Source organism: Pseudomonas sp. F2, from assembly GCF_057174385.1.
Genome location: NZ_CM169904.1, coordinates 2,932,555 through 2,950,298, shown reverse-complemented (window position 1 = coordinate 2,950,298; position 17,744 = coordinate 2,932,555). Strand labels below are relative to the sequence as shown.

20 protein-coding genes and 1 pseudogene are annotated in these 17,744 nt (G+C 61.2%); 10 read left to right on the top strand and 11 right to left on the bottom strand.

Annotated elements, in window-relative coordinates:
* Positions 1-100: 100 nt before the first annotated feature.
* On the top strand, positions 101-589 hold the full coding sequence (locus AC193Q_RS13215) for a GNAT family N-acetyltransferase (RefSeq protein ID WP_121186802.1): 489 nt from the start codon (positions 101-103) through the stop codon (positions 587-589).
* 134 nt (positions 590-723) lie between these two features.
* Here the strand turns inward: AC193Q_RS13215 and AC193Q_RS13210 are convergent, their stop codons facing one another.
* Together AC193Q_RS13210 and AC193Q_RS13205 are read right to left on the bottom strand one after the other, a co-directional pair.
* Positions 724-1,329, bottom strand: a complete 606-nt coding sequence (locus tag AC193Q_RS13210) for a pyridoxamine 5'-phosphate oxidase family protein (RefSeq protein WP_182402127.1) — start codon at positions 1,327-1,329, stop codon at positions 724-726.
* Between the two features lie 18 nt (positions 1,330-1,347).
* Entirely contained in the window at positions 1,348-1,833 is a 486-nt protein-coding gene (locus AC193Q_RS13205; protein ID WP_047295915.1) for a GNAT family N-acetyltransferase, read from the bottom strand.
* Between the two features lie 141 nt (positions 1,834-1,974).
* Here AC193Q_RS13205 and AC193Q_RS13200 point away from each other — a divergent pair, with 141 nt between their 5' ends.
* The 3 genes from AC193Q_RS13200 to AC193Q_RS13190 are packed head-to-tail and all read left to right on the top strand — an operon-like array spanning position 1,975 to position 4,007.
* Positions 1,975-2,400 (top strand): YybH family protein, encoded by a 426-nt coding sequence (locus AC193Q_RS13200; RefSeq protein WP_047295913.1) that lies wholly within the window; start codon positions 1,975-1,977, stop codon positions 2,398-2,400.
* Positions 2,401-2,440: 40 nt separating this feature from the next.
* On the top strand, positions 2,441-2,785 hold the full coding sequence (locus AC193Q_RS13195) for a YciI family protein (RefSeq protein WP_003227360.1): 345 nt from the start codon (positions 2,441-2,443) through the stop codon (positions 2,783-2,785).
* Entirely contained in the window at positions 2,778-4,007 is a 1,230-nt protein-coding gene (locus AC193Q_RS13190) for an RNA polymerase sigma factor (protein ID WP_483879609.1), read from the top strand. The genes AC193Q_RS13195 and AC193Q_RS13190 overlap by 8 nt, the downstream gene beginning before the upstream one ends.
* Before the next feature lie 168 nt (positions 4,008-4,175).
* Here AC193Q_RS13190 and AC193Q_RS13185 read toward each other — a convergent pair whose 3' ends face one another.
* A complete protein-coding gene (locus AC193Q_RS13185; RefSeq protein ID WP_483879608.1) occupies positions 4,176-5,030 on the bottom strand; it encodes a LysR family transcriptional regulator in 855 nt (284 codons plus the stop codon).
* A gap of 89 nt (positions 5,031-5,119) precedes the next feature.
* Between AC193Q_RS13185 and AC193Q_RS13180 the strand changes: the two genes are divergently transcribed.
* Positions 5,120-5,557 carry a multidrug/biocide efflux PACE transporter gene (locus AC193Q_RS13180; RefSeq protein ID WP_483879607.1) on the top strand — a complete coding sequence of 146 codons (438 nt, stop codon included), beginning with the start codon at positions 5,120-5,122 and terminating at the stop codon, positions 5,555-5,557.
* A 173-nt stretch (positions 5,558-5,730) separates the two neighbouring features.
* Here the strand turns inward: AC193Q_RS13180 and AC193Q_RS13175 are convergent, their stop codons facing one another.
* Positions 5,731-6,486 carry an SDR family NAD(P)-dependent oxidoreductase gene (locus AC193Q_RS13175; RefSeq protein WP_041066438.1) on the bottom strand — a complete coding sequence of 252 codons (756 nt, stop codon included), beginning with the start codon at positions 6,484-6,486 and terminating at the stop codon, positions 5,731-5,733.
* 121 nt (positions 6,487-6,607) lie between these two features.
* On the opposite strand from AC193Q_RS13175, the gene AC193Q_RS13170 reads away from it, so the two are divergent.
* Positions 6,608-7,504 carry a LysR family transcriptional regulator gene (locus tag AC193Q_RS13170; RefSeq protein WP_047295903.1) on the top strand — a complete coding sequence of 299 codons (897 nt, stop codon included), beginning with the start codon at positions 6,608-6,610 and terminating at the stop codon, positions 7,502-7,504.
* Positions 7,505-7,615: 111 nt separating this feature from the next.
* Here the strand turns inward: AC193Q_RS13170 and AC193Q_RS13165 are convergent, their stop codons facing one another.
* Together AC193Q_RS13165 and AC193Q_RS13160 are read right to left on the bottom strand one after the other, a co-directional pair.
* Positions 7,616-9,232: an inorganic phosphate transporter gene (locus tag AC193Q_RS13165; protein ID WP_047295902.1), complete on the bottom strand. Its 1,617-nt coding sequence runs from the start codon at positions 9,230-9,232 to the stop codon at positions 7,616-7,618.
* A 249-nt stretch (positions 9,233-9,481) separates the two neighbouring features.
* Positions 9,482-10,504 (bottom strand): transporter, encoded by a 1,023-nt coding sequence (locus tag AC193Q_RS13160; protein ID WP_041066447.1) that lies wholly within the window; start codon positions 10,502-10,504, stop codon positions 9,482-9,484.
* A gap of 276 nt (positions 10,505-10,780) precedes the next feature.
* Between AC193Q_RS13160 and AC193Q_RS13155 the strand changes: the two are divergent.
* The 3 genes and pseudogenes from AC193Q_RS13155 to AC193Q_RS13145 form a co-directional block, all read left to right on the top strand.
* Positions 10,781-11,470: pseudogene (locus tag AC193Q_RS13155) on the top strand (methyl-accepting chemotaxis protein); the annotation flags it as partial.
* Positions 11,471-11,635: 165 nt separating this feature from the next.
* A complete protein-coding gene (locus AC193Q_RS13150; RefSeq protein ID WP_446927513.1) occupies positions 11,636-12,403 on the top strand; it encodes a methyl-accepting chemotaxis protein in 768 nt (255 codons plus the stop codon).
* A 110-nt stretch (positions 12,404-12,513) separates the two neighbouring features.
* The gene (locus AC193Q_RS13145) at positions 12,514-12,960 is read left to right on the top strand and encodes a hypothetical protein (RefSeq protein WP_483879606.1); all 447 of its coding nucleotides are present in this window, start codon (positions 12,514-12,516) and stop codon (positions 12,958-12,960) included.
* A 146-nt stretch (positions 12,961-13,106) separates the two neighbouring features.
* On the opposite strand, the gene AC193Q_RS13140 is transcribed toward AC193Q_RS13145, so the two are convergent.
* From AC193Q_RS13140 to AC193Q_RS13130, 3 genes are all read right to left on the bottom strand, one after another.
* Positions 13,107-14,282 carry a GAF domain-containing sensor histidine kinase gene (locus AC193Q_RS13140; protein WP_121186778.1) on the bottom strand — a complete coding sequence of 392 codons (1,176 nt, stop codon included), beginning with the start codon at positions 14,280-14,282 and terminating at the stop codon, positions 13,107-13,109.
* Positions 14,283-14,443: 161 nt separating this feature from the next.
* A complete protein-coding gene (locus AC193Q_RS13135; protein WP_041066459.1) occupies positions 14,444-14,749 on the bottom strand; it encodes a PepSY domain-containing protein in 306 nt (101 codons plus the stop codon).
* Positions 14,750-14,905: 156 nt separating this feature from the next.
* On the bottom strand, positions 14,906-16,030 hold the full coding sequence (locus AC193Q_RS13130; protein WP_483879605.1) for a glycerophosphodiester phosphodiesterase: 1,125 nt from the start codon (positions 16,028-16,030) through the stop codon (positions 14,906-14,908).
* Between the two features lie 222 nt (positions 16,031-16,252).
* Between AC193Q_RS13130 and AC193Q_RS13125 the strand changes: the two genes are divergently transcribed.
* Positions 16,253-16,579 (top strand): DUF2025 family protein, encoded by a 327-nt coding sequence (locus AC193Q_RS13125; protein ID WP_483879604.1) that lies wholly within the window; start codon positions 16,253-16,255, stop codon positions 16,577-16,579.
* A 137-nt stretch (positions 16,580-16,716) separates the two neighbouring features.
* Here AC193Q_RS13125 and AC193Q_RS13120 read toward each other — a convergent pair whose 3' ends face one another.
* Both AC193Q_RS13120 and AC193Q_RS13115 read right to left on the bottom strand, forming a co-directional pair.
* Positions 16,717-17,028: an antibiotic biosynthesis monooxygenase family protein gene (locus AC193Q_RS13120; protein ID WP_483879603.1), complete on the bottom strand. Its 312-nt coding sequence runs from the start codon at positions 17,026-17,028 to the stop codon at positions 16,717-16,719.
* Positions 17,025-17,726 carry a CTP synthase C-terminal region-related (seleno)protein gene (locus tag AC193Q_RS13115; RefSeq protein WP_483879602.1) on the bottom strand — a complete coding sequence of 234 codons (702 nt, stop codon included), beginning with the start codon at positions 17,724-17,726 and terminating at the stop codon, positions 17,025-17,027. Before AC193Q_RS13115 ends, AC193Q_RS13120 begins: the two co-directional genes overlap by 4 nt.
* Between the last annotated feature and the right edge of the window lie 18 nt (positions 17,727-17,744).

Below are 17,744 nucleotides of genomic sequence, written 5' to 3'. Positions count from 1 at the left end.
AAGCGCTTATACGCAGGCTTTACGCCCCCCGCGCGGATCGATATGCACACCTTATTCCTTTATGCTTTGCGCACTTTTCTCCGCTGATTTTCGAGCTGCCATGAACACCGTCATCCGCCATGTCACCGCCGCCGACCTGGACCGCTGCTACGCCATCGAAACCGTTGCCTACGAAGGCGATGAAGCCGCCACTCGTGAAAAGATCGCCACGCGCATCGCCACCTGGCCGGAGGGTTTTATCGTCGCCGAAGTGGAGGGCGTGGTCGCCGGGTTCATCAATTCGGGCGCGGCGTTTGACGTGCAGATGTCCGACGAGGCGTTCAAGGAACTGATCGGCCACGACCCGAAAGGGCCGAACGTGGTGATCATGTCGGTGGTGGTACATCCGGACTATCAAGGGCAGGGCCTGGCCAAGCGATTGATGGCCGAATTCATCGAGCGCATGCGCGGGCTGCATAAAGCGACGATTCACCTGATGTGCAAGGAACAGCACATTCCGTTGTACGCCGGGTTTGGTTTTGCCTACATCAAGCCGTCGGAGTCCGACCATGGCGGGATGGCGTGGCACGAGATGATCCTCACTTTGTAAGGCATCGCACATAACCTGTGGGAGCTGGCTTGCCAGCGATAGCGGTGGGTCAGTCGACATCAATGTTTGATGCGCCGACGCCATCGCTGGCAAGCCAGCTCCCACAGGTTCTAGCGGTGTTTGCAATTCCCCGTTTAGTAAAGGGTGTCGATTACCCGCTTCGGCGCTTCGCGATCGTACGTCTCGGCATCAAACTGCCCATCATTCAGACGCTTGTGAAATGCGCCGGCAGAGGGCAGCGCCGAGCGCGGCAGGTGAGTCTCGGGGTTCCACGCGTCCGAACGCACAAATGCTTTCGAACAATGGAAAAACGCCGCCTCTACCGTCACCAGCAACACCGTTTTCGCCGGTTTGCCGTTCACCGCAAAGCTATCCAGCAGCTCAGGATCGGCGCTGATGGTCGCGGTGCCGTTGACCCGCAAGGTTTCGCCGATCCCCGGAATGATGAACAGCAGCGACACCCGTGGATCCTGCAGCACATTGCGCAAGGTATCGATGCGGTTGTTGCCCGGGCGATCCGGCAGCGCCAGGGTGTTTTGGTCAATGATCCGGACAAATCCCGGCGCATCGCCGCGTGGCGAATTGTCGAGGCCGTCGGCGCCCACCGAGCTGACGATCACCAGCGGCGAGACCCGCACCATCGCCTGATAATCCTCGTTGAGAAAACCGATCTGCTTGCGCACCGCGCGCTCGTGGGGCAGGCCGTAAATAGCTTCCAGTGCTTCGATTGAATCGATCATCGTGCATCCCTCGATGATTTAGAAAAACAGCCCCATGCGCCGCTCGTAACCGATCCGGCCCTTGTACGCTTCGCCGCTGTCGACGAAACCGTGTTTGGCGTACAGCGCGATCGCCGCGTCGTTATCGGCATCCACCGACAGTTCCAGCCCTTTGATCTCCGGCCATGCTTCACGCGCGACGTCGGGCAACGCTTGCAGGCAGGCCTTGCCATACCCCTTGCCTTGCGCGCGGTGATCGACCTGCAAGGCGTGCAGGGTGGCGCTGTGTTCATCGGCCCAGGCCGGCAACACCGGCGGGCGCTTGAGCAGCAGGAACGCCACCGGCACTTGATCGGCCAGCAGGGCAAAGCCTTTCACGCCGGGGCCAGGTTTGGACAGCAGCGTGTGCAGCGCACCGTGAATGTCGCCGGAAAACTTGATCTGTTCGGGATGGATTTCAATCGCCTCGACCTGCTGACGCTGCAAGGCGTTCAGGCTGTCGTACGGCACGAGTTGGGCTGGCACGGGAATTTCCTTTTTCCTACAAAGGTGAGCTTCGGATTCTAGCGATTTTGTCTTTGGCGGAAATTTTTTGTTTCGACTGTCGATCTGCCCGATGGCCGAACGACTAAGGGTGTCTTCACTACATAAACTACGGAGAACACCATGAGCGCACACACTGAAATCCAGGCCCTGATCAACACTTATCGCGAAGCGGTGATGACCAAGAACGTCGACAAAGTCATGGCGTTGTACGCTGACGACATCGTCTCGTTCGATGCGATCAAGGCCCTGCAATTCAAGGGCAAGGCGGCTTATCGCGCGCACTGGGAAGCCTGCATGCAAATGTGCCCCGGCCCGCACGTTTTCGAGTTTCACGAGATCGCCATCGAGACCGCCGACAACCTCGCTTTCGCCCATTGGGTCACGCATTGCGGGGGGACCAACGACAAGGGCGAAACCCAGAGCTGCTGGATGCGCGCTACCGCGTGTTATCGACCAGTGAACGGGACGTGGAAGATTGTCCACGAGCACTGGTCGGCGCCGTTCGATCCGATGAGCGGCAGCACGCTGTTCGATGTGCAACCCTGATCTTCAGCCATAGTTGATCCGTTCGATTCAGGAGAACGCCATGAAGTATTTATGCCTGGTCTACAGCGATGAGCGCCTGCTGCACACCTCGCCCGACAGCCCGGAAGACGCCGAGTGCTGGGCCTATGCCGAGTCGATTCAGGGCAGCGGGCGGATGGTTGCCGCCGAAGCGCTGGAGTCGGTGCAGACCGCGACCACGGTGCGCATGCGCAACGGCAAACTGTCGATTACCGATGGCCCGTTCGCTGAAACCAAGGAGCAACTGGCCGGGTTTTACCTGATCGATGCCAAGGATCTGAACGAAGCAATTCAGGTCGCCGGCCACATTCCGGCGGCCCGGGTCGGCAGCGTCGAAGTGCGCCCGGTGCGGCAGTTGAATGTCTGAAGTCCGGGCGCGGGTCGAGCAGGTCTATCGCGAAGACTCGCGGCGGATTCTGGCAACCCTGATTCGCCTGCTCGGCGATTTCGATCTCGCCGAAGAAGCCTTGCACGAGGCGTTCTTCGTCGCGGTCGAGCGCTGGCAGCGCGACGGTGTGCCCGACAATCCGCGCACCTGGCTGGTGTCCACCGGGCGTTTCAAGGCCATCGATGTGTTGCGCCGCCGCGCCCGCTTCAAGGCCTCGCAGCCGCTGTTGCTCGCGCAGCTCGAAGCACTGGAACAGGCCGACTGGAGTGGCGAAGACGTGGAAGACGACCGCTTGCGGCTGATCTTCACCTGCTGTCACCCGGCACTGGCGGCGGATGCGCAGGTGCCGCTGACCCTGCGTGAAGTCTGCGACCTGACCACCGAGGAAATCGCCCGCGCGTTTCTTTCGGCTCCGGCGGCGATTGCTCAGCGCATCGTGCGCGCGAAGGCGAAGATTCGCGACGCCAGAATCCCTTATCAAGTGCCGAGCCTGAGCGAGCTGCCCGAGCGCCTCGACAGTGTGTTGCGGGTGATTTATCTGGTGTTCAACGAAGGCTATTCGGCATCGATGGGCGCTGAATTGACCCGCGAGGATCTGACCCGTGAGGCGATCCGGCTCGGGCGGTTGCTGATGGAATTGCTGCCGGAGCCGGAGGTCATGGGGTTGTTGGCATTGATGCTGCTGCACGAGTCGCGACGGTCTGCGCGCAGCTCGCCAAGCGGGGAACTGATTCTGCTGGACGACCAGGACCGCTCGCGCTGGGATGCCGGGCTGATTGCCGAAGGTTGCAGGCTGATCGAACGCGCGCTGAGTACGCGACGATTCGGTCCGTATTGCCTGCAAGCGGCGATTGCTGCGGTGCATGCCGAAGCGCCGTCAGCGGCGCAAACGGATTGGCAGCAGATCGTTGGCCTCTACGACGTGCTGTTGCGCGCAGTGCCGTCGCCGGTGATCGAATTGAACCGCGCCGTGGCGGTGGCCAAGCGTGATGGGGCGGTGGCCGGGCTGACGCTGATCGAAGGGATTCTGGATCGCGGCGAATTGCAGGATTACCACCTCGCGCATTCGGCGCGGGCGGAATTTTGTCGGCAGTTGGGTCGGGTAGAGCAGGCGCGGGCGGCGTATCGGCGAGCACTGGAGCTGACCCGGCAGGAGCCGGAGCGGCGGTTTATCGAGGGGCGGCTGAGCGAACTGGATTGATCCGGGGAATTCATTGGCAGTGCCGGCCTCATCGCTGGCAAGCCAGCTCCCACAGTGTCTGCGCCGTACACAAAGTTAATGAACACCTCAGTATTTGTGCGGCGTGCACAAAGTTAATGAACACCTCGGTACTTGTGGGAGCTGGCTTGCCAGCGATTGGCGGCGCTGCTATTCCAGCATCTTGCTCAGCAACCAGCTCCCCGCCGGCCCCGGCGGATAGACCCGCGACCACAACGCATCGACATACACCGGCCGTGGCCAGCCACGCACCGTCAGCTCCACCAGCGAGCCATTGCCGAAACGCCCCACCAGCCAGCGTGGCAACCCCGCCCAGCCGAAGCCCATTTCCGCCATCTCCATCAGCATCAGGTAACTCGGCGCCGACCACACCCGGCCTTTGGCGCGGCTGTCGTAGGGATTGACGATGGTTGCCAGACGCAACTCGCGATGCTGCTCCAGCACCTGCTGATCGACCTGTTCGAGGCTGGTCAGCACGTGGTCACGTTTGACGAACAGTGCGATGTCGGTGTGCTCGGCCACGGTCGAGGTCACCAGGTCCGGCGGGTAGCTGTCGCGCATTTCGGCAAATGCCAGGTGCGCGCGGCCACGCTGGACCAGTTCGATCAGGTCGTCGCACTCGGCGATCAGGCATTCCAGTTCCAGGTCCGGGTAACGCTGCTCGAAGTCGACCAGCGCCGCTTCGAAGCGTGCCGATTGATAGGTGTCGGAAATCGCCACGGTCAGCTTCGGCTCGACACCTTGGGCCAGTTGCCGGGCGCTCATTGCCATACGATGGTTGGCCGCCAGAATCGCCTCGGCCCGTTGCAGCATCACATGGCCGGCCGGGGTCAGGGTCGGTTTGCGGCTGCTGCGGTCGAACAGCATCAGATCCAGATCGATTTCCAGGCTGGCCACAGCGGTGCTTATGGTCGACTGACTGCGCCCCAGTTTGCGCGCCGCCGCCGAAAACGAACCCTGAGTGGCCGCTTGCACAAACGCCAACAGCACTTCCTGCGAAGCCATGAACTATCGCCTTGGTCGATGGTTATTGGTTATGAAGTATCGGTTTGAGGGCGGATCATGGCAACCCTCTTCACTCAAGGAGTCAGGCCATGACTGCCAACAAATCCATCACTGAATGTATCTTCCAGGCCATCGGTTTCGAGTGTCTGGCGATCCTGATCTGCACACCGTTGCTGGCGTGGATCATGCAAAAACCGTTGCTCGACATGGGCGCGGTGACCGTGCTGATCGCCGTGCTGGCGCTGGCGTGGAACGTGCTGTTCAACGGACTCTTCGACCGGGCGCTCAAGCGCCTGAACCTGGGGCACAACGCCTGGACGCGGGTGATCCATGCGCTGCTGTTTGAGGGCGGGTTGATCGTGATGGGCGTGCCGCTGATTGCCTGGTGGCTGTCGGTCAGCCTGTGGCAGGCGTTCTTGCTGGACATCGGCGTGCTGCTGTTTTTCCTGCCGTACACCTATGTGTATCACTGGGGGTATGACGTGCTGCGCGAGCGGTTTGTGACCCGCCGGGTATGCGCGGGATAACCACAACCTGTGGCGAATGTAAAACCTGTGGCGAGGGGATTTATCCCCGATGGGGCGCGTAGCGGCCCTTCTTTTTATCCAGAAAAGAAGGGCCTGCTGCGCAGTCCATCGGGGATAAATCCCCTCGCCACAGAGGCTCTCACCAAGAAAGTTTTTAGTGAGTCGGGGGGGGGTTAGAGAAACATCCCGCCCGACGCCTCAACCCGCTGCCCGTTGATCCACTGCGCACCCGGCGCCAGCAGCATCGACAGCGCGCCACCGATGTCATCCGGTTGCCCGGCGCGACCCAGTGCGGTATTGCTCGCAACCATCGCGTTCAACGCGGCGTTGTCGCGCACCGCGCCGCCGCCAAAGTCCGTCTCGATGGCGCCCGGCGCCAGAATGTTCACGCCGATCTGCCGCGCCCCCAGCTCCTTGGCCTGATAGCGGGTCAACACTTCCATCGCACCTTTCATCGCTGCGTAGGCGGCGTAGCCCGGCAGGCTGAAGCGGGTCAGGCCGCTGGAGATGTTAATAATGCGTCCACCGTCATTGATCAGCGGCAGCAGCTGCTGAGTCAGGAAGAACGGCCCTTTGAGCTGGATGTTCATCAGCAGGTCGAACTGTTCAGGGGTGGTCTCGGCGAACAGTGCGTGCACGCCAATCCCGGCGTTGTTGATCAGGAAGTCGAAGCGCGGACGATCAAAGTGCTGCAACGCCTGCTCAACCCGCGAAGCGAAATCGGCAAAGCTGTCGCTGCGGCCCACATCCAGTTGCAGCATCACGGCTTTGGCGCCGCGTTGTTCCAGTTCAGCCACCAGCGCCTGGGCTTCATCGGCGCGGCTGTTGTAGGTGCCGATGATGTCCACGCCTTCGGCGGCGAGGTGCAGGGCGGCGTTCTTGCCCAGGCCACGGCTGGCGCCGGTGATCAATGCGATTTTGCGGCTCATGTGAAATCCTCGATTGCAGTGAGTGGTGATGAGCAAAAGTTTATTTATCCGCCGTGGGGTGATAAACAGACTGAAACCGGAATCACTGATCGGCTAAGCCGAACAATCAACGGGTGTCCTCATGAACAAACTGGAATTGCTGCGCACCTTCGTCCGGGTCAGCGAACTGTCGAGTTTCACCCTGGCCGGCGAGAGTCTCGGGTTGCCGCGCTCGACGGTGTCCGAGCATGTGCAGGCGCTGGAAAGCCTGCTTGGCACGCGCCTGTTGCAACGCACCACGCGCAAGGTGCAGGCGACGCAGGACGGTCTGGTGCTGTATGAACGCAGCAAGGATCTGCTGTCACACATGGACGAGATCGAGGGTCTGTTTCGCCAGGATCCAGCGTCGCTGAGCGGGCGGATTCGTGTCGACATGCCGAACATCCTCGCGCGACGCCTGATCATGCCGCTGCTGCCGGAGTTCATGGCCCGCCACCCGAATCTGGAACTGGAAATCAGCAGCACCGACCGCCGCGTCGATCTGCTCAGCGAGGGTTTCGATTGCGTGGTGCGCATCGGCGCGCAGCCGGATCAGTCGGTGGTGGCGCGGCACTTGGGCGACTTCCCGATGATCAACTGCGCCAGCCCGGCGTACCTTGAACGCTACGGCGTGCCGCAGACGCTGGAGGATCTGGCGCAGCATCGACTGGTGCATTACGTCGGCGTGCTCGGTTCGCGCTCGGAAGGGTTTGTGTATGAACAGGACGGTCAGGTGCGGCGCCTGCCGATGGCCGGCAGTGTCACGGTCAACAGCACTGATGCCTATGAGTCGGCCTGTCTTGGCGGGTTCGGCCTGATTCAGGTACCGCGCACCGGCATGCAGCCGCACCTGGACACCGGGGAGCTGGTGACGGTGCTGCCGCAGTTCACGGCACCGGCGATGGGCATTGCAATCCTGTATGCGCGGCAACGGCATTTGCCGCTGCGGGTGCGGGTGTTCATGGAGTGGTTGGGGGAGGTCATCCGCTCGACGCTCTGACCGACTTCACCTGTAGGCGCTGCGGCACGCTGCGATCTTTTGATTTTGCTTGTAAAAAACAAGATCAAAAGATCGCAGCGTGCCGCAGCTCCTACAGAGGATTTGTGGGGATCAGAAGATTTGGGTGAACAGCCAGTACAGGCTGCCCGACAGCAGAATCGCCGCCGGCAAGGTCAGCACCCACGCCATCAGCAGATTGCGGATGGTCTTCATCTGCAAGCCACCGCCATTGGCGACCATGGTCCCGGCCACGCCCGATGACAGCACATGGGTGGTCGAGACCGGCAAACCGAACATGTCCGCCGCGCCAATGGTCAGCATCGCCACGGTTTCCGCCGAGGCGCCCTGGGCGTAGGTCAGGTGGGTCTTGCCGATCTTTTCGCCGACCGTCACCACAATCCGTTTCCAGCCAACCATGGTCCCCAGCCCCAAGGCGATGGCCACGGCGATCTTCACCCACAGTGGAATGAAGCGTGTGGCGTTGTCGATCTGCTGCTTGAACAGCTGCAGTTTGTCCGTGGTGTCGGCGTCGAAGTTGCCGACCTTGTTCTTCTCCATCAGGCGAATGCTTTCGCTGGCCAGGTACATGTCGTTACGCACGTTGCCCATGGCTTCGGCCGGGACTTTCGACAGCGAACCATAGCCTTTGACCTCTTCGCCAATGTGCCCGGTGAGGGCGGCGAGGGCGGGGATCAGTTGCGGCGTGGCTTGCTTGCTGCGAACGTAATCCGACAGCACCGGACGCGGATCGACCGGCGCTGGCAGCGGGGTGTTTTTCACCAGCGCTTGCTGAGTGACTTCGGCGACAGCGGCAAACTGCAGCGCCTGATCGGCGGGCATGGTGCGGTTCAAGGCGTAAGCCATGGGCAGAGTGCCGACCAGAATCAACATGATCAGGCCCATGCCTTTTTGCCCGTCGTTGGAGCCGTGGGCGAAAGACACACCGGTGCAGGTGGCGATCAGCAAACCGCGAATCCACCACGGTGGCGGGTTGTTGCCTTGCGGCGCCTTGTACAGCGCGCGGTTCTTGATGAAGGCGCGCATGGCCAGCAGCAACAGCGCCGCGCAGCCGAAGCCCACCAGTGGCGACAGCAACAGCGCGTAACCGATCTTGGTGGCCTGCGCCCAGTCCACGCCACTGGTGCCGTCGCGCCCGTGCATCAGGGCATTGGCGACGCCGACGCCGATGATCGAGCCAATCAGCGTGTGGGAAGAGGAGGCCGGCAGGCCCAGCCACCAGGTGCCGAGGTTCCACAGAATTGCCGCGATCAGCAGGGCAAAGATCATCGCGAAACCGGCGGACGAACCGACCTGCAGAATCAGCTCCACCGGCAGCAGGGCGATGATGCCGAACGCCACCGCGCCGCTGGACAGCAGCACCCCGAGGAAATTGAAGAAGCCCGACCAGACCACCGCCACGTTCGGCGGCAGCGAATGGGTGTAGATCACCGTCGCGACGGCGTTGGCGGTGTCGTGGAAACCGTTGACGAACTCGAAGCCCAGCGCAATCAGCAACGCCACGCCGAGCAACAGGAACGGGGTCCAGGTGGTGACGGTGGTGCCCAGCTCATGCATGTCGTGCATCAGGCTGTAAGCGGTGAACAACATGCCCATGGCAAGAACCGCGAAGAACACCACGTAAGTGAACGGGCCGGGTTTCTTATCAAGTGCCGGCCGGCCGCCATGGGCGGACGTGGGGCGGGCGGCGGTCAGGGAGGGAGTAGCCATGAACGGACAATCCTGAGCGAGGGAAGGTTTGTTCGTCATGATCGTTGCTAAATATTACAGAGAGACTGCGATAGATCAGTGTTTGGCTGAATAACCAGACCACCGATCTGTAGGTCAATGAGGTCCCCTGTGGGAGCGAGCCTGCTCGCGAAGACGGCGTGTCAGTCACCATCATTGTTGAATGACAGATCGCTTTCGCGAGCAGGCTCGCTCCCACAGGGGATCTGTGCTGGACATCAGGTTCGGTGGTCAGTAATCCCCACGCTTGCGAAACGCCCAGCGCCCGGCAATCACGGTAAACGTCGCCACCAGCGCCACCAGAATCCAGAACCCCTCGGGATCCGTCGCCAGCGGCACGCCGCCGACGTTCATGCCGAAGAAGCCGGCGATGATGTTGATCGGCAGCGCCAGCACCGTGACCACGGTCAGGGTGAACAGCGTGCGGTTGCTCTGTTCGTTGAGGTTGGCGGCGATTTCTTCCTGGAGCAGTTTGATCCGCTCGCCGAGGGCGGTGAGGTCGTTGATGATCAGCGCAAATTCCTCGGTGGACTTGCGCAGCTCCTTGACGTCCTCCTTCTGCAGCCACGCCGGCGGCCGGTTGAGCAGGCGCAGCAAGGAGCCCGGCTCCAGCGCCAGCAGACGTTGCAGGCGCACCAGCACCCGACGGTTGGCACCGAGTTCGGCGCGGTTGGTCGACAGGCGCGAGGAGAGTAATTCGTCTTCGACCTGATCGACGCTCATGCTGGTCTTGCGCACGATCTGCGTCAGCACTTCGCCCTGATCGCGCAGCAGGTGCACCAGCAGTTCCGACGGTGAGCGAAAGCATTCGCCGGCCTTCACCGACGAACGCAGTTTGTCCACCGAGTGCAGCGGTTGCAGGCGTGCGCTGACGATCAGTTTGCTGCGCACACAGACCCACAGCGTCGACACGTCCGAAGACACCATGCTGCTGAGGTTGAACACCACGTCGTTGACCACTGCCAGCAACGCCGAGTCCACGTGCTCGATGCGCGTCGAGCGCGAACCTTCGTGCAGCGCCTCGAAGAACTCTTCGGGCAATTGCAGATGACTTTTCATCCAGCGCTCACACGCGGCGTGCGCCAGGTTCAGGTGCAGCCAGAGGAATTCATCACGGTCGCTGTCGTCTTGCAGACAACGCAGGGCGGTCGCCGAATCGACTTCGCGGCCACGCTCACCAGGACGAAAACGGAAGCCGTAAAGCAGACCGAACAAATCAGGATCGCGATGACTGAGGTCGAGGCTGTGGTTCATGGAGGCTCGCTGCGAGGAGGGCGTCTGGCGTGGAGTTTTCAGATTCACCTGAGCCGCATCATCGCAACCGGATATGACACTTGTGTGACGATAAAGTGGCGCCAGATCAATGCCTTACCGGCGGTCGGATTTCCTTCAAGAAGCGCTCTGGTGCGCCGATCACGCTTGGGTTACGTTGCGCGCGCTTGGCCATGAGCCAAGGCTCGCCGACACGGATGTCCGGCAAAATTCCACGCCTTATCGGGCGTGCCTCATCCCTGTCCTGAGTATCTCGCGATGCTGCAAAAATCCCTGAGAGCACAAATTCTCGCCCTGCTGAGCGGCAGCCTGCTGGCGATGCTGTTGATCGCACTGGCCTGCTTTCATTTCCTGTCCAACGGCGTGCAGAACTACAGCCAGTTGATCGCCGGCCCCTTGCATACCTCACAATTGATCGACGAGGCCAACCTGCAATTCAAGGTGCAGGTGCAGGAGTGGAAAAACGTCTTGCTGCGCGGCAAGCAACCGGCGGACCTGGCCAAATACTGGAGCCAGTTCGAAGATCGTCAGCGTGATGTGCAGAGCATTCTCGGTGAACTGGCCGGCCAGAAAGGCCTTGAGCCGGCGCTGAAAACCCGCATCGAACGTCTGCGTGAAGAGCATCGCCAACTCGGCAGCGCCTACCAGAAAGGTCGCGATGCCTACGTCGCGGCCGGTGCCGATCCAACGGCTGGCGACAGTGCGGTCAAAGGCGTGGACCGCGCCACCAGCGATCAGATGAGCGAACTGGTCGCCGAGCTGCGCAAGCAGGGCACCGAACAGTCGGCGCAGATCAGCGCCAGTGCCGACAGCACCGTGCTGCTGGGGATTGTAGTGATGCTCGGTTCCGGTCTGTTGATCGGTTTGCTCAGCCTGTGGCTGGTCAACCGCAACCTGATCGAACCGATCCGCAAACTGATCGATTACGTCACCCAGTTGAGCCGTGGGCGCCTCGCCGAGCGCGTCGCCAACGACCGTCAGGACGAGTTGGGCAACCTTGCGGCCGCCGCCAATACCCTGCGCGATTTCCTCGCCGAAACCTTCACTCACCTGCAACGCAGTGCCAGTGATCTGGACAGCGCCAGCGGCGAACTGAATGCGATCGCCACGACCATGGCCGGCGGCACCAACGAGCAGTTCAACCGCACCGATCAGGTGGCCACGGCAATGAACGAAATGTCCGCCACCGCCCAGGAAGTCGCCCGGCATGCGGCGGATGCGGCGCGGGCTGCCGACGATGCCGACCAGTCCGCCCAGCAGGGTGAAAAGGTTATGCAGGGCACCATCCACACCATCACCCGGATGCGTGGCGAAATCGCCAACACCGCTGAAGTGATTCGTCGCCTGGAAAGCGACAGCGGGCGCATCGGCAAGGTGCTGGAAGTGATTCGCGGCATCGCCGAACAGACCAACCTGCTGGCGCTCAACGCAGCGATTGAAGCGGCGCGGGCCGGTGAGGCCGGACGCGGTTTCGCGGTGGTAGCCGATGAGGTGCGCAACCTTGCGCAGCGTACGGCCGAGTCGATCATCGAGATCAACCAGATCATTCAGAACGTGCAGACCGGTGCCGTGGATGCTGCGCAAGCGATCGAAAGCGGTCAGGCGCGCAGCGACGAAAGCGTCGAGCAAGTGACTCAGGCCGGTGCGATGCTGGAGCGCATCACCCATGCGGTGGAAGCGATCCGCGACATGAACCGCCAGATCGCCACCGCCGCCGAAGAGCAGACCTCGGTGGCCGAAGACATCTCGCGCAACCTGACCGAGATCACGTCCATCGCCAGCACCAACCTCAACAGCGTGCAGCGCACCGAAAGTGCCAGCCAGAATCTGCATGGCCTGTCCGGGCAACTCAATGAGGTCACCGCGCGCCTGAGCGCCTGACGTCCGCCGACGTGTACCGGTTCGGTTACCGAGTCGGTACACAGTCGATCTCAAATCCGTGCGAGTGCCGCCGATGGCCGGTTATCTATAACCGGCATTGGAGCCAGCCCATGGTCAGCATCACCTCTGTTTCAATCAATCAGACCGTCACCACCGCCACCAGCAAAACCAAAATCAGCGACGCCAGTGACGACACCTCGGCCACTGCAACCAGCAGCGCAGGCGTCAGCGCCGATACCAGCAAAGTCTCGGCCGGCGGGGGCGCGGCTCCGGCAGGCGACAGCAGTTCCGACAGCAGCGGTGAATCGGATTCGGTGAAAGCACTGCGCAAGCAGATCGCCGAGCTGCAAAAGCAATTGCAGGAGCAGCAGCAAGCGCTGCAAGCGGCTCAGGCCAAGCAGGAAGACGCTGATGCCAAAGCGGCTGACGTGGCCTCCGCCGAGTCGCAGATCTCCAGCACCTCGGCTTCGTTGCAGACGGCGACGGCGGCTTTGTTGCAGGCGTTGCAGGACTCCGGGTCGAGCAGCTCGGGGTCGTTGGTCAGCACGTCGGCCTGATTTCTCAAGAGCACTGAAGGTCCAATGTGGGAGCGAGCCTGCTCGCGAAGGCGCAGTGCCAGTCGCCTCAAATGTGGCAGACAGACCGCTTTCGCGAGCAGGCTCGCTCCCACAGGGATCTGTGGTGGATTTGAGTTTGTGGTGTTTCAGGCAGTGGGCAGGCTGAAGGTGAACAGCGTGCCGCTCTGTGCGGTGGACGCCACATGCAAATGCCCGCCATGGGACTGGGCGATCTGACTGGCGATATACAGCCCCAGACCGAGCCCGGCCTGTGGCGTGCTGGCGCTTGGGCGCGAGTAAGGCTGGAACAGATGCGGCAAAACCGCCTCGGGAATATGCCCCTGATTCTTCACCGCCAGCATCAACACGTCGTGCTCGACTTGCGCAATGACCTCAATGTCACCCGCCGGGTCGCCATGGGCCACCGCATTGGCCAGCAGGTTCGACAGCAATTGAGCGATCCGCGCGCGGTCACAGGGCAAGCCCTGCAAGTCGCCGATGGACGCGTGAATGGTGCGCTGCGGATGCACGTTACGAATTTCCGTCACCACTTGCTGCACGGCTTCGGTCAAATCCGCGCAGGGCTGGATATTCACCGGAATGCCCTTGCCCAAGCGTCCGCGAGCAAAGTCGAGTACGTCATCCACCAGCCGGGTTGCCCGTTGCGCACTGCCGAGGATATTGCGTACCCGAACGTCGATGGCCGGATCCGGATGCTTGCGCAAGAGCATTTCGGCGCCAGCGCTGATCGCGAACAACGGGTTACGCAAATCGTGGCCGAGCACGGCAATGAACTGTTCGCGCAACTCGGCGGTTTCGCGCTCCTGCAACAACGCGGTTTCGGTGAGCTGCGCGTTTTCCTCGGCTTCGATCTGCAACGCAAGCATCCGCGCGAACGACTCCATGGTGCTCTGGATGCTGCTGGACTTGAGCTGTGCCGGGTTCGGATCGAGTGCGCAGATCGTGCCGAAAAACCGCCCGTCGGTGCGGAACACCGGCACCGAGATATAGCTCTCGAATTTGTACAGACGCGGGGTGTGATGATCGCGGTAGAGCGGGTCTTCGCTGGCCTTGTCGATCACCACCGAAGTGTGGGCAGCGCGGATTTCGTGGCACAGCGTGGTGACCACATCCAGTTCGCCACCGACCTGCAGGCCGAAATCCAGCTGGTCGAGGACGGCGCAGGCTGTCCACGACTCCTCGGTAACCCGCGCCACAGCGGCAAAGCGCAGGCCGGTCAGTTCGCGAATCACCTGAAGAATCGCCGGAACCGCGCTGATCCGTCCGATCGTTGCGATGTCTGTTGCCGCTGTCTGCCCCATGCCCATCGCTCTCGGCTGCAATTGTTTATCTGATGGTCGCCATACTAGCCGTCTGATGGCGGTTTTGGCATCCCTTCAGGCGGCATCCGCGTGATTCGCCGGGCAACGGACGCAAAAAAGCCGCAGGATCCGGGATCGTGCGGCTTTGCGTTGGCGGTGTATCAGGTGTCTTGCTTGTTGCTCAGCACCTTGCCGGTAGTGGCATCGAAATCGACGTCATACTCTTTGCCATCGGCGGTTTTCAGCTCGACTTCGTACTCGTAACCGTTGAAGTGGTTATCCAGATCGGTGTCGGTAATGGTCGCACCCGGATGCAGTTTCAGCGCTTCGGCATTCATCGATTCCAGCGACTTGATCTTGCCGGATTTGACCAGCTCAGGGATCTGGTCGACGCGCACATCGGCCTGGGCCAGGCCAGCAGTCAGGGTCAGGGCAGCGGCGGTAAACAGGGCAGTCAAAGTTTTCATCGGCTCATTCCTTGGGTTGTTCGTTGAAGTGGGCTCAGGTTAACCACCGCAACTTAATTCATCCTTAAAACCCCGAATACAAAACGGACAAGCCATGCCCGACACAAAACCTGTGGGAGCGTGGCTTGCCCGCGATGAGGGCGCCTCGGTGACCGATCAGAACCCGTTGTTCTTCAACACCTGATCGACACTGGCGCTGGCTGGACGCTTGTAGAACTTCAACAGTTCGCTGGCGCGGTTGGTGAAGATGCCATCAACCCCGGCCGCCATGACTTTCTCGAAGTCCACCGGCTCATCGACGGTGTACACGTGCACCAGCATGCCCTGATCGTGGGTGTACTGGTTCATCCACGGTTGCACCAGATCCGAGTAGCTCTGATCGCCGCCCTTGGTCAACTTGGCAGAAGGGCCGGTGCCGATGGCGCCGTGAGCCTTGGCGAAATCCACCCATTGCTTGAATTCGGCTTCGGACTTCGGCTCCTGCTTGCCGTAGAACACGTTCTTGTCCTTCTCGCCGGACTCGGCAAAGCTCACCTTGGATTTTGGCTCGATGCTGCCTTCGCCGACCCACAGCAACAGGATTTTCGGCACTTGCGGCATTTCCTTTTGCAGCAGTTCGAGGCTGTTCTTCTCGAAAGTCTGCAGGATCACTTTGCCTTTGCCCTGGCCGACGCCCAGTTCGCTTTTCGCCAGTTTCGAGCCGGCCGGACTCAGCCAGCCGCGATCCTGCAGTTTTTCTTTGAGGTCATGCTCGATCCCCGGAAACAGTTGCGGTTCCTTGGTTTCGATGTACAGGCCCGGCTTGTGTTTCGGGTTGGCCTGGGCGATGTCGATGATTTCATCGAGGGTGAGGATTTTCAGCCCGGCGTAGGTCGGACGCGCGCGATTCGGGTAAGCCTTGTTGTACCAGCTGCCGGCGTCGAGGGTTTTCAGTTCTGCCATGGTGAAGGCGGTGGCCGGGCTGTCCTTGCGCTCCGGGAATTTGGTGGCGACGTCGGTGGTGCGTTGCAGGTTGTTGTCGTGCAGGGCGAACAGCACGCCGTCCTTGCTGCGCTGCAAGTCCATTTCCAGGTAGTCGGCGCCGAGGTCGCGGGCCAGTTTGTAGGAGGCGGCGGTGGACTCCGGCGCATCGAAGGACGCGCCACGGTGTGCGATCACGGCTGGATGCGGGATGCCATGGACGGCGGCCAGCGCGTTGACGTCAGTCACGGCGGCGTGGGCCTGGCCGAGACCGAGCATCAGGCTCAGCATGAGGGCGCTTTTGGTGAAAGTGGCGGGCATGTTCGAGTTCCTTTCGCAGGGCATTTTCAAAGACGTACCTTTTAACAACTGAAGCGATTGCGTGCTATCGCCAGACCGACATAAACGTATTAAAAGCGATTTTTCCTGCACTTTTGTGGCGCGGTTTGCAGTACGCTTGCCCTCGGCAGACGCTCCGGCAGAGGGCGCGCCGAGTCTGTTGCCCTGCGTGTAAACCATCGATGATTTTTCGTGAGGTTTACCATGCGCATCACTTCCCAACTCATCTGTCAGGCCGCCGATGACCTCAAGGGTTTTGTCGGCCTCAACCGCAAGACCGGTCAGTACATCGTGCGATTCAGCGAAGATTCGTTCGGCATGGACGTGGCCGATGACGGCATCATTCCCACCAGCGAATTTGTCTGGGCGCCGGTTTCGGATACCACCATGACCTTGAAGCGCGAGCTGATTCAGTTGCTGCTGGATCAGAACATCGACGAGCGGATCAACATCACCGAGCCGTTGCGGGTGTACATGAGCAAGGTTGAAGTGCCGGAGATTTTGGCGGTGCGCAGTCTGGTGCAGGGCTGAGGTTTTTGTATTGACGCTACTGGCCGCATCGCGGGCAAGCCACGCTCCCACAGGTTATTCGTTGTTCTGAAGATCACGCAGTACCTGTGGGAGCTGGCTTGCCAGCGATGAGGCCAGAGAGAACCCCACCCAACTCCCTACCCAAACCTATACTCCCGCTCCACCCGACACACCCGCGTCTGAAACGTCGAATACCACTGCGCCCGCCCGCGCGCCTGAATCACCCGGTGCTCGGGATGCTCGCGCCAGGCCAGAATCGCCGCCTCGCTCTCCCAGTAGGAAATGGTGATGCCGACGCCATCTTCCCCGCGAATCGAATCAATGCCGAGAAACCCCGGCTGCTGGCTGACCAGCGCCATCATGCGCTCGGAGGCCGCGGCGTAACCGTTGTCACCCTTGGTACGGGTCGAGGTGAAAATCACCGCGAAGCAGGTTGGGGCCGGTTTCATTGCCGTTGCTCCACGCACGTTTCGATGAACGCCCGCACCAGTGGCGGGATCTGGCCCTTGAGCGCTGCGCGTTCCGGCTGGAACAGCGTCGCGACAAAAAACACATGGTCAGTCAATTCGATCGCGCGCAAGTCGCCCGCCGAATCGTGCCCCACGGCGCGTAGCGGAGGGGTCAGCAATTCTTGTTCGAACTGCGGATTCACACCGAATCGGCAGCGATAACCTTCATGAATTTCAGACGTTTCGTACGCCTTGGCGATCAACGAACCGGCGACCAGATGAATGCTGTCTACCGCCTCCACCAACGAACAGGTCAGCGGCGTCAGTACCGCTCGCGGCGAATCCGGTGACGTTTCGCCATGTTCGGCATCGGCCCAGCCCAGCACATTGCGGGAAAATTCCAGCAGCGCATGCTGAAAACCGCCGCAGGTACCAAGGAACGGGCGCTGTTGTTCGCGGGCAAAACGAATCGCCCTGAGTGCACCGGCCTCACTTTTGTAGGGGCTGGCCGGGACGCACCAGAAGCCGTCGTAGTGTGCCAATGGTGTATCGACGTGGATTTGCTCCGTGGCCAGCCAGTCGAATTGCACATTTTGGCCGGACTGCTCGGCGATCATGCCGAGGGCAACGGGGATCGCCTGGTGGGCGGTGACTTGCGGGTCGTGATCGCCGATCAGGGCGATGGAAATGGCGTCCATGGGATTTCCTTGATTTGA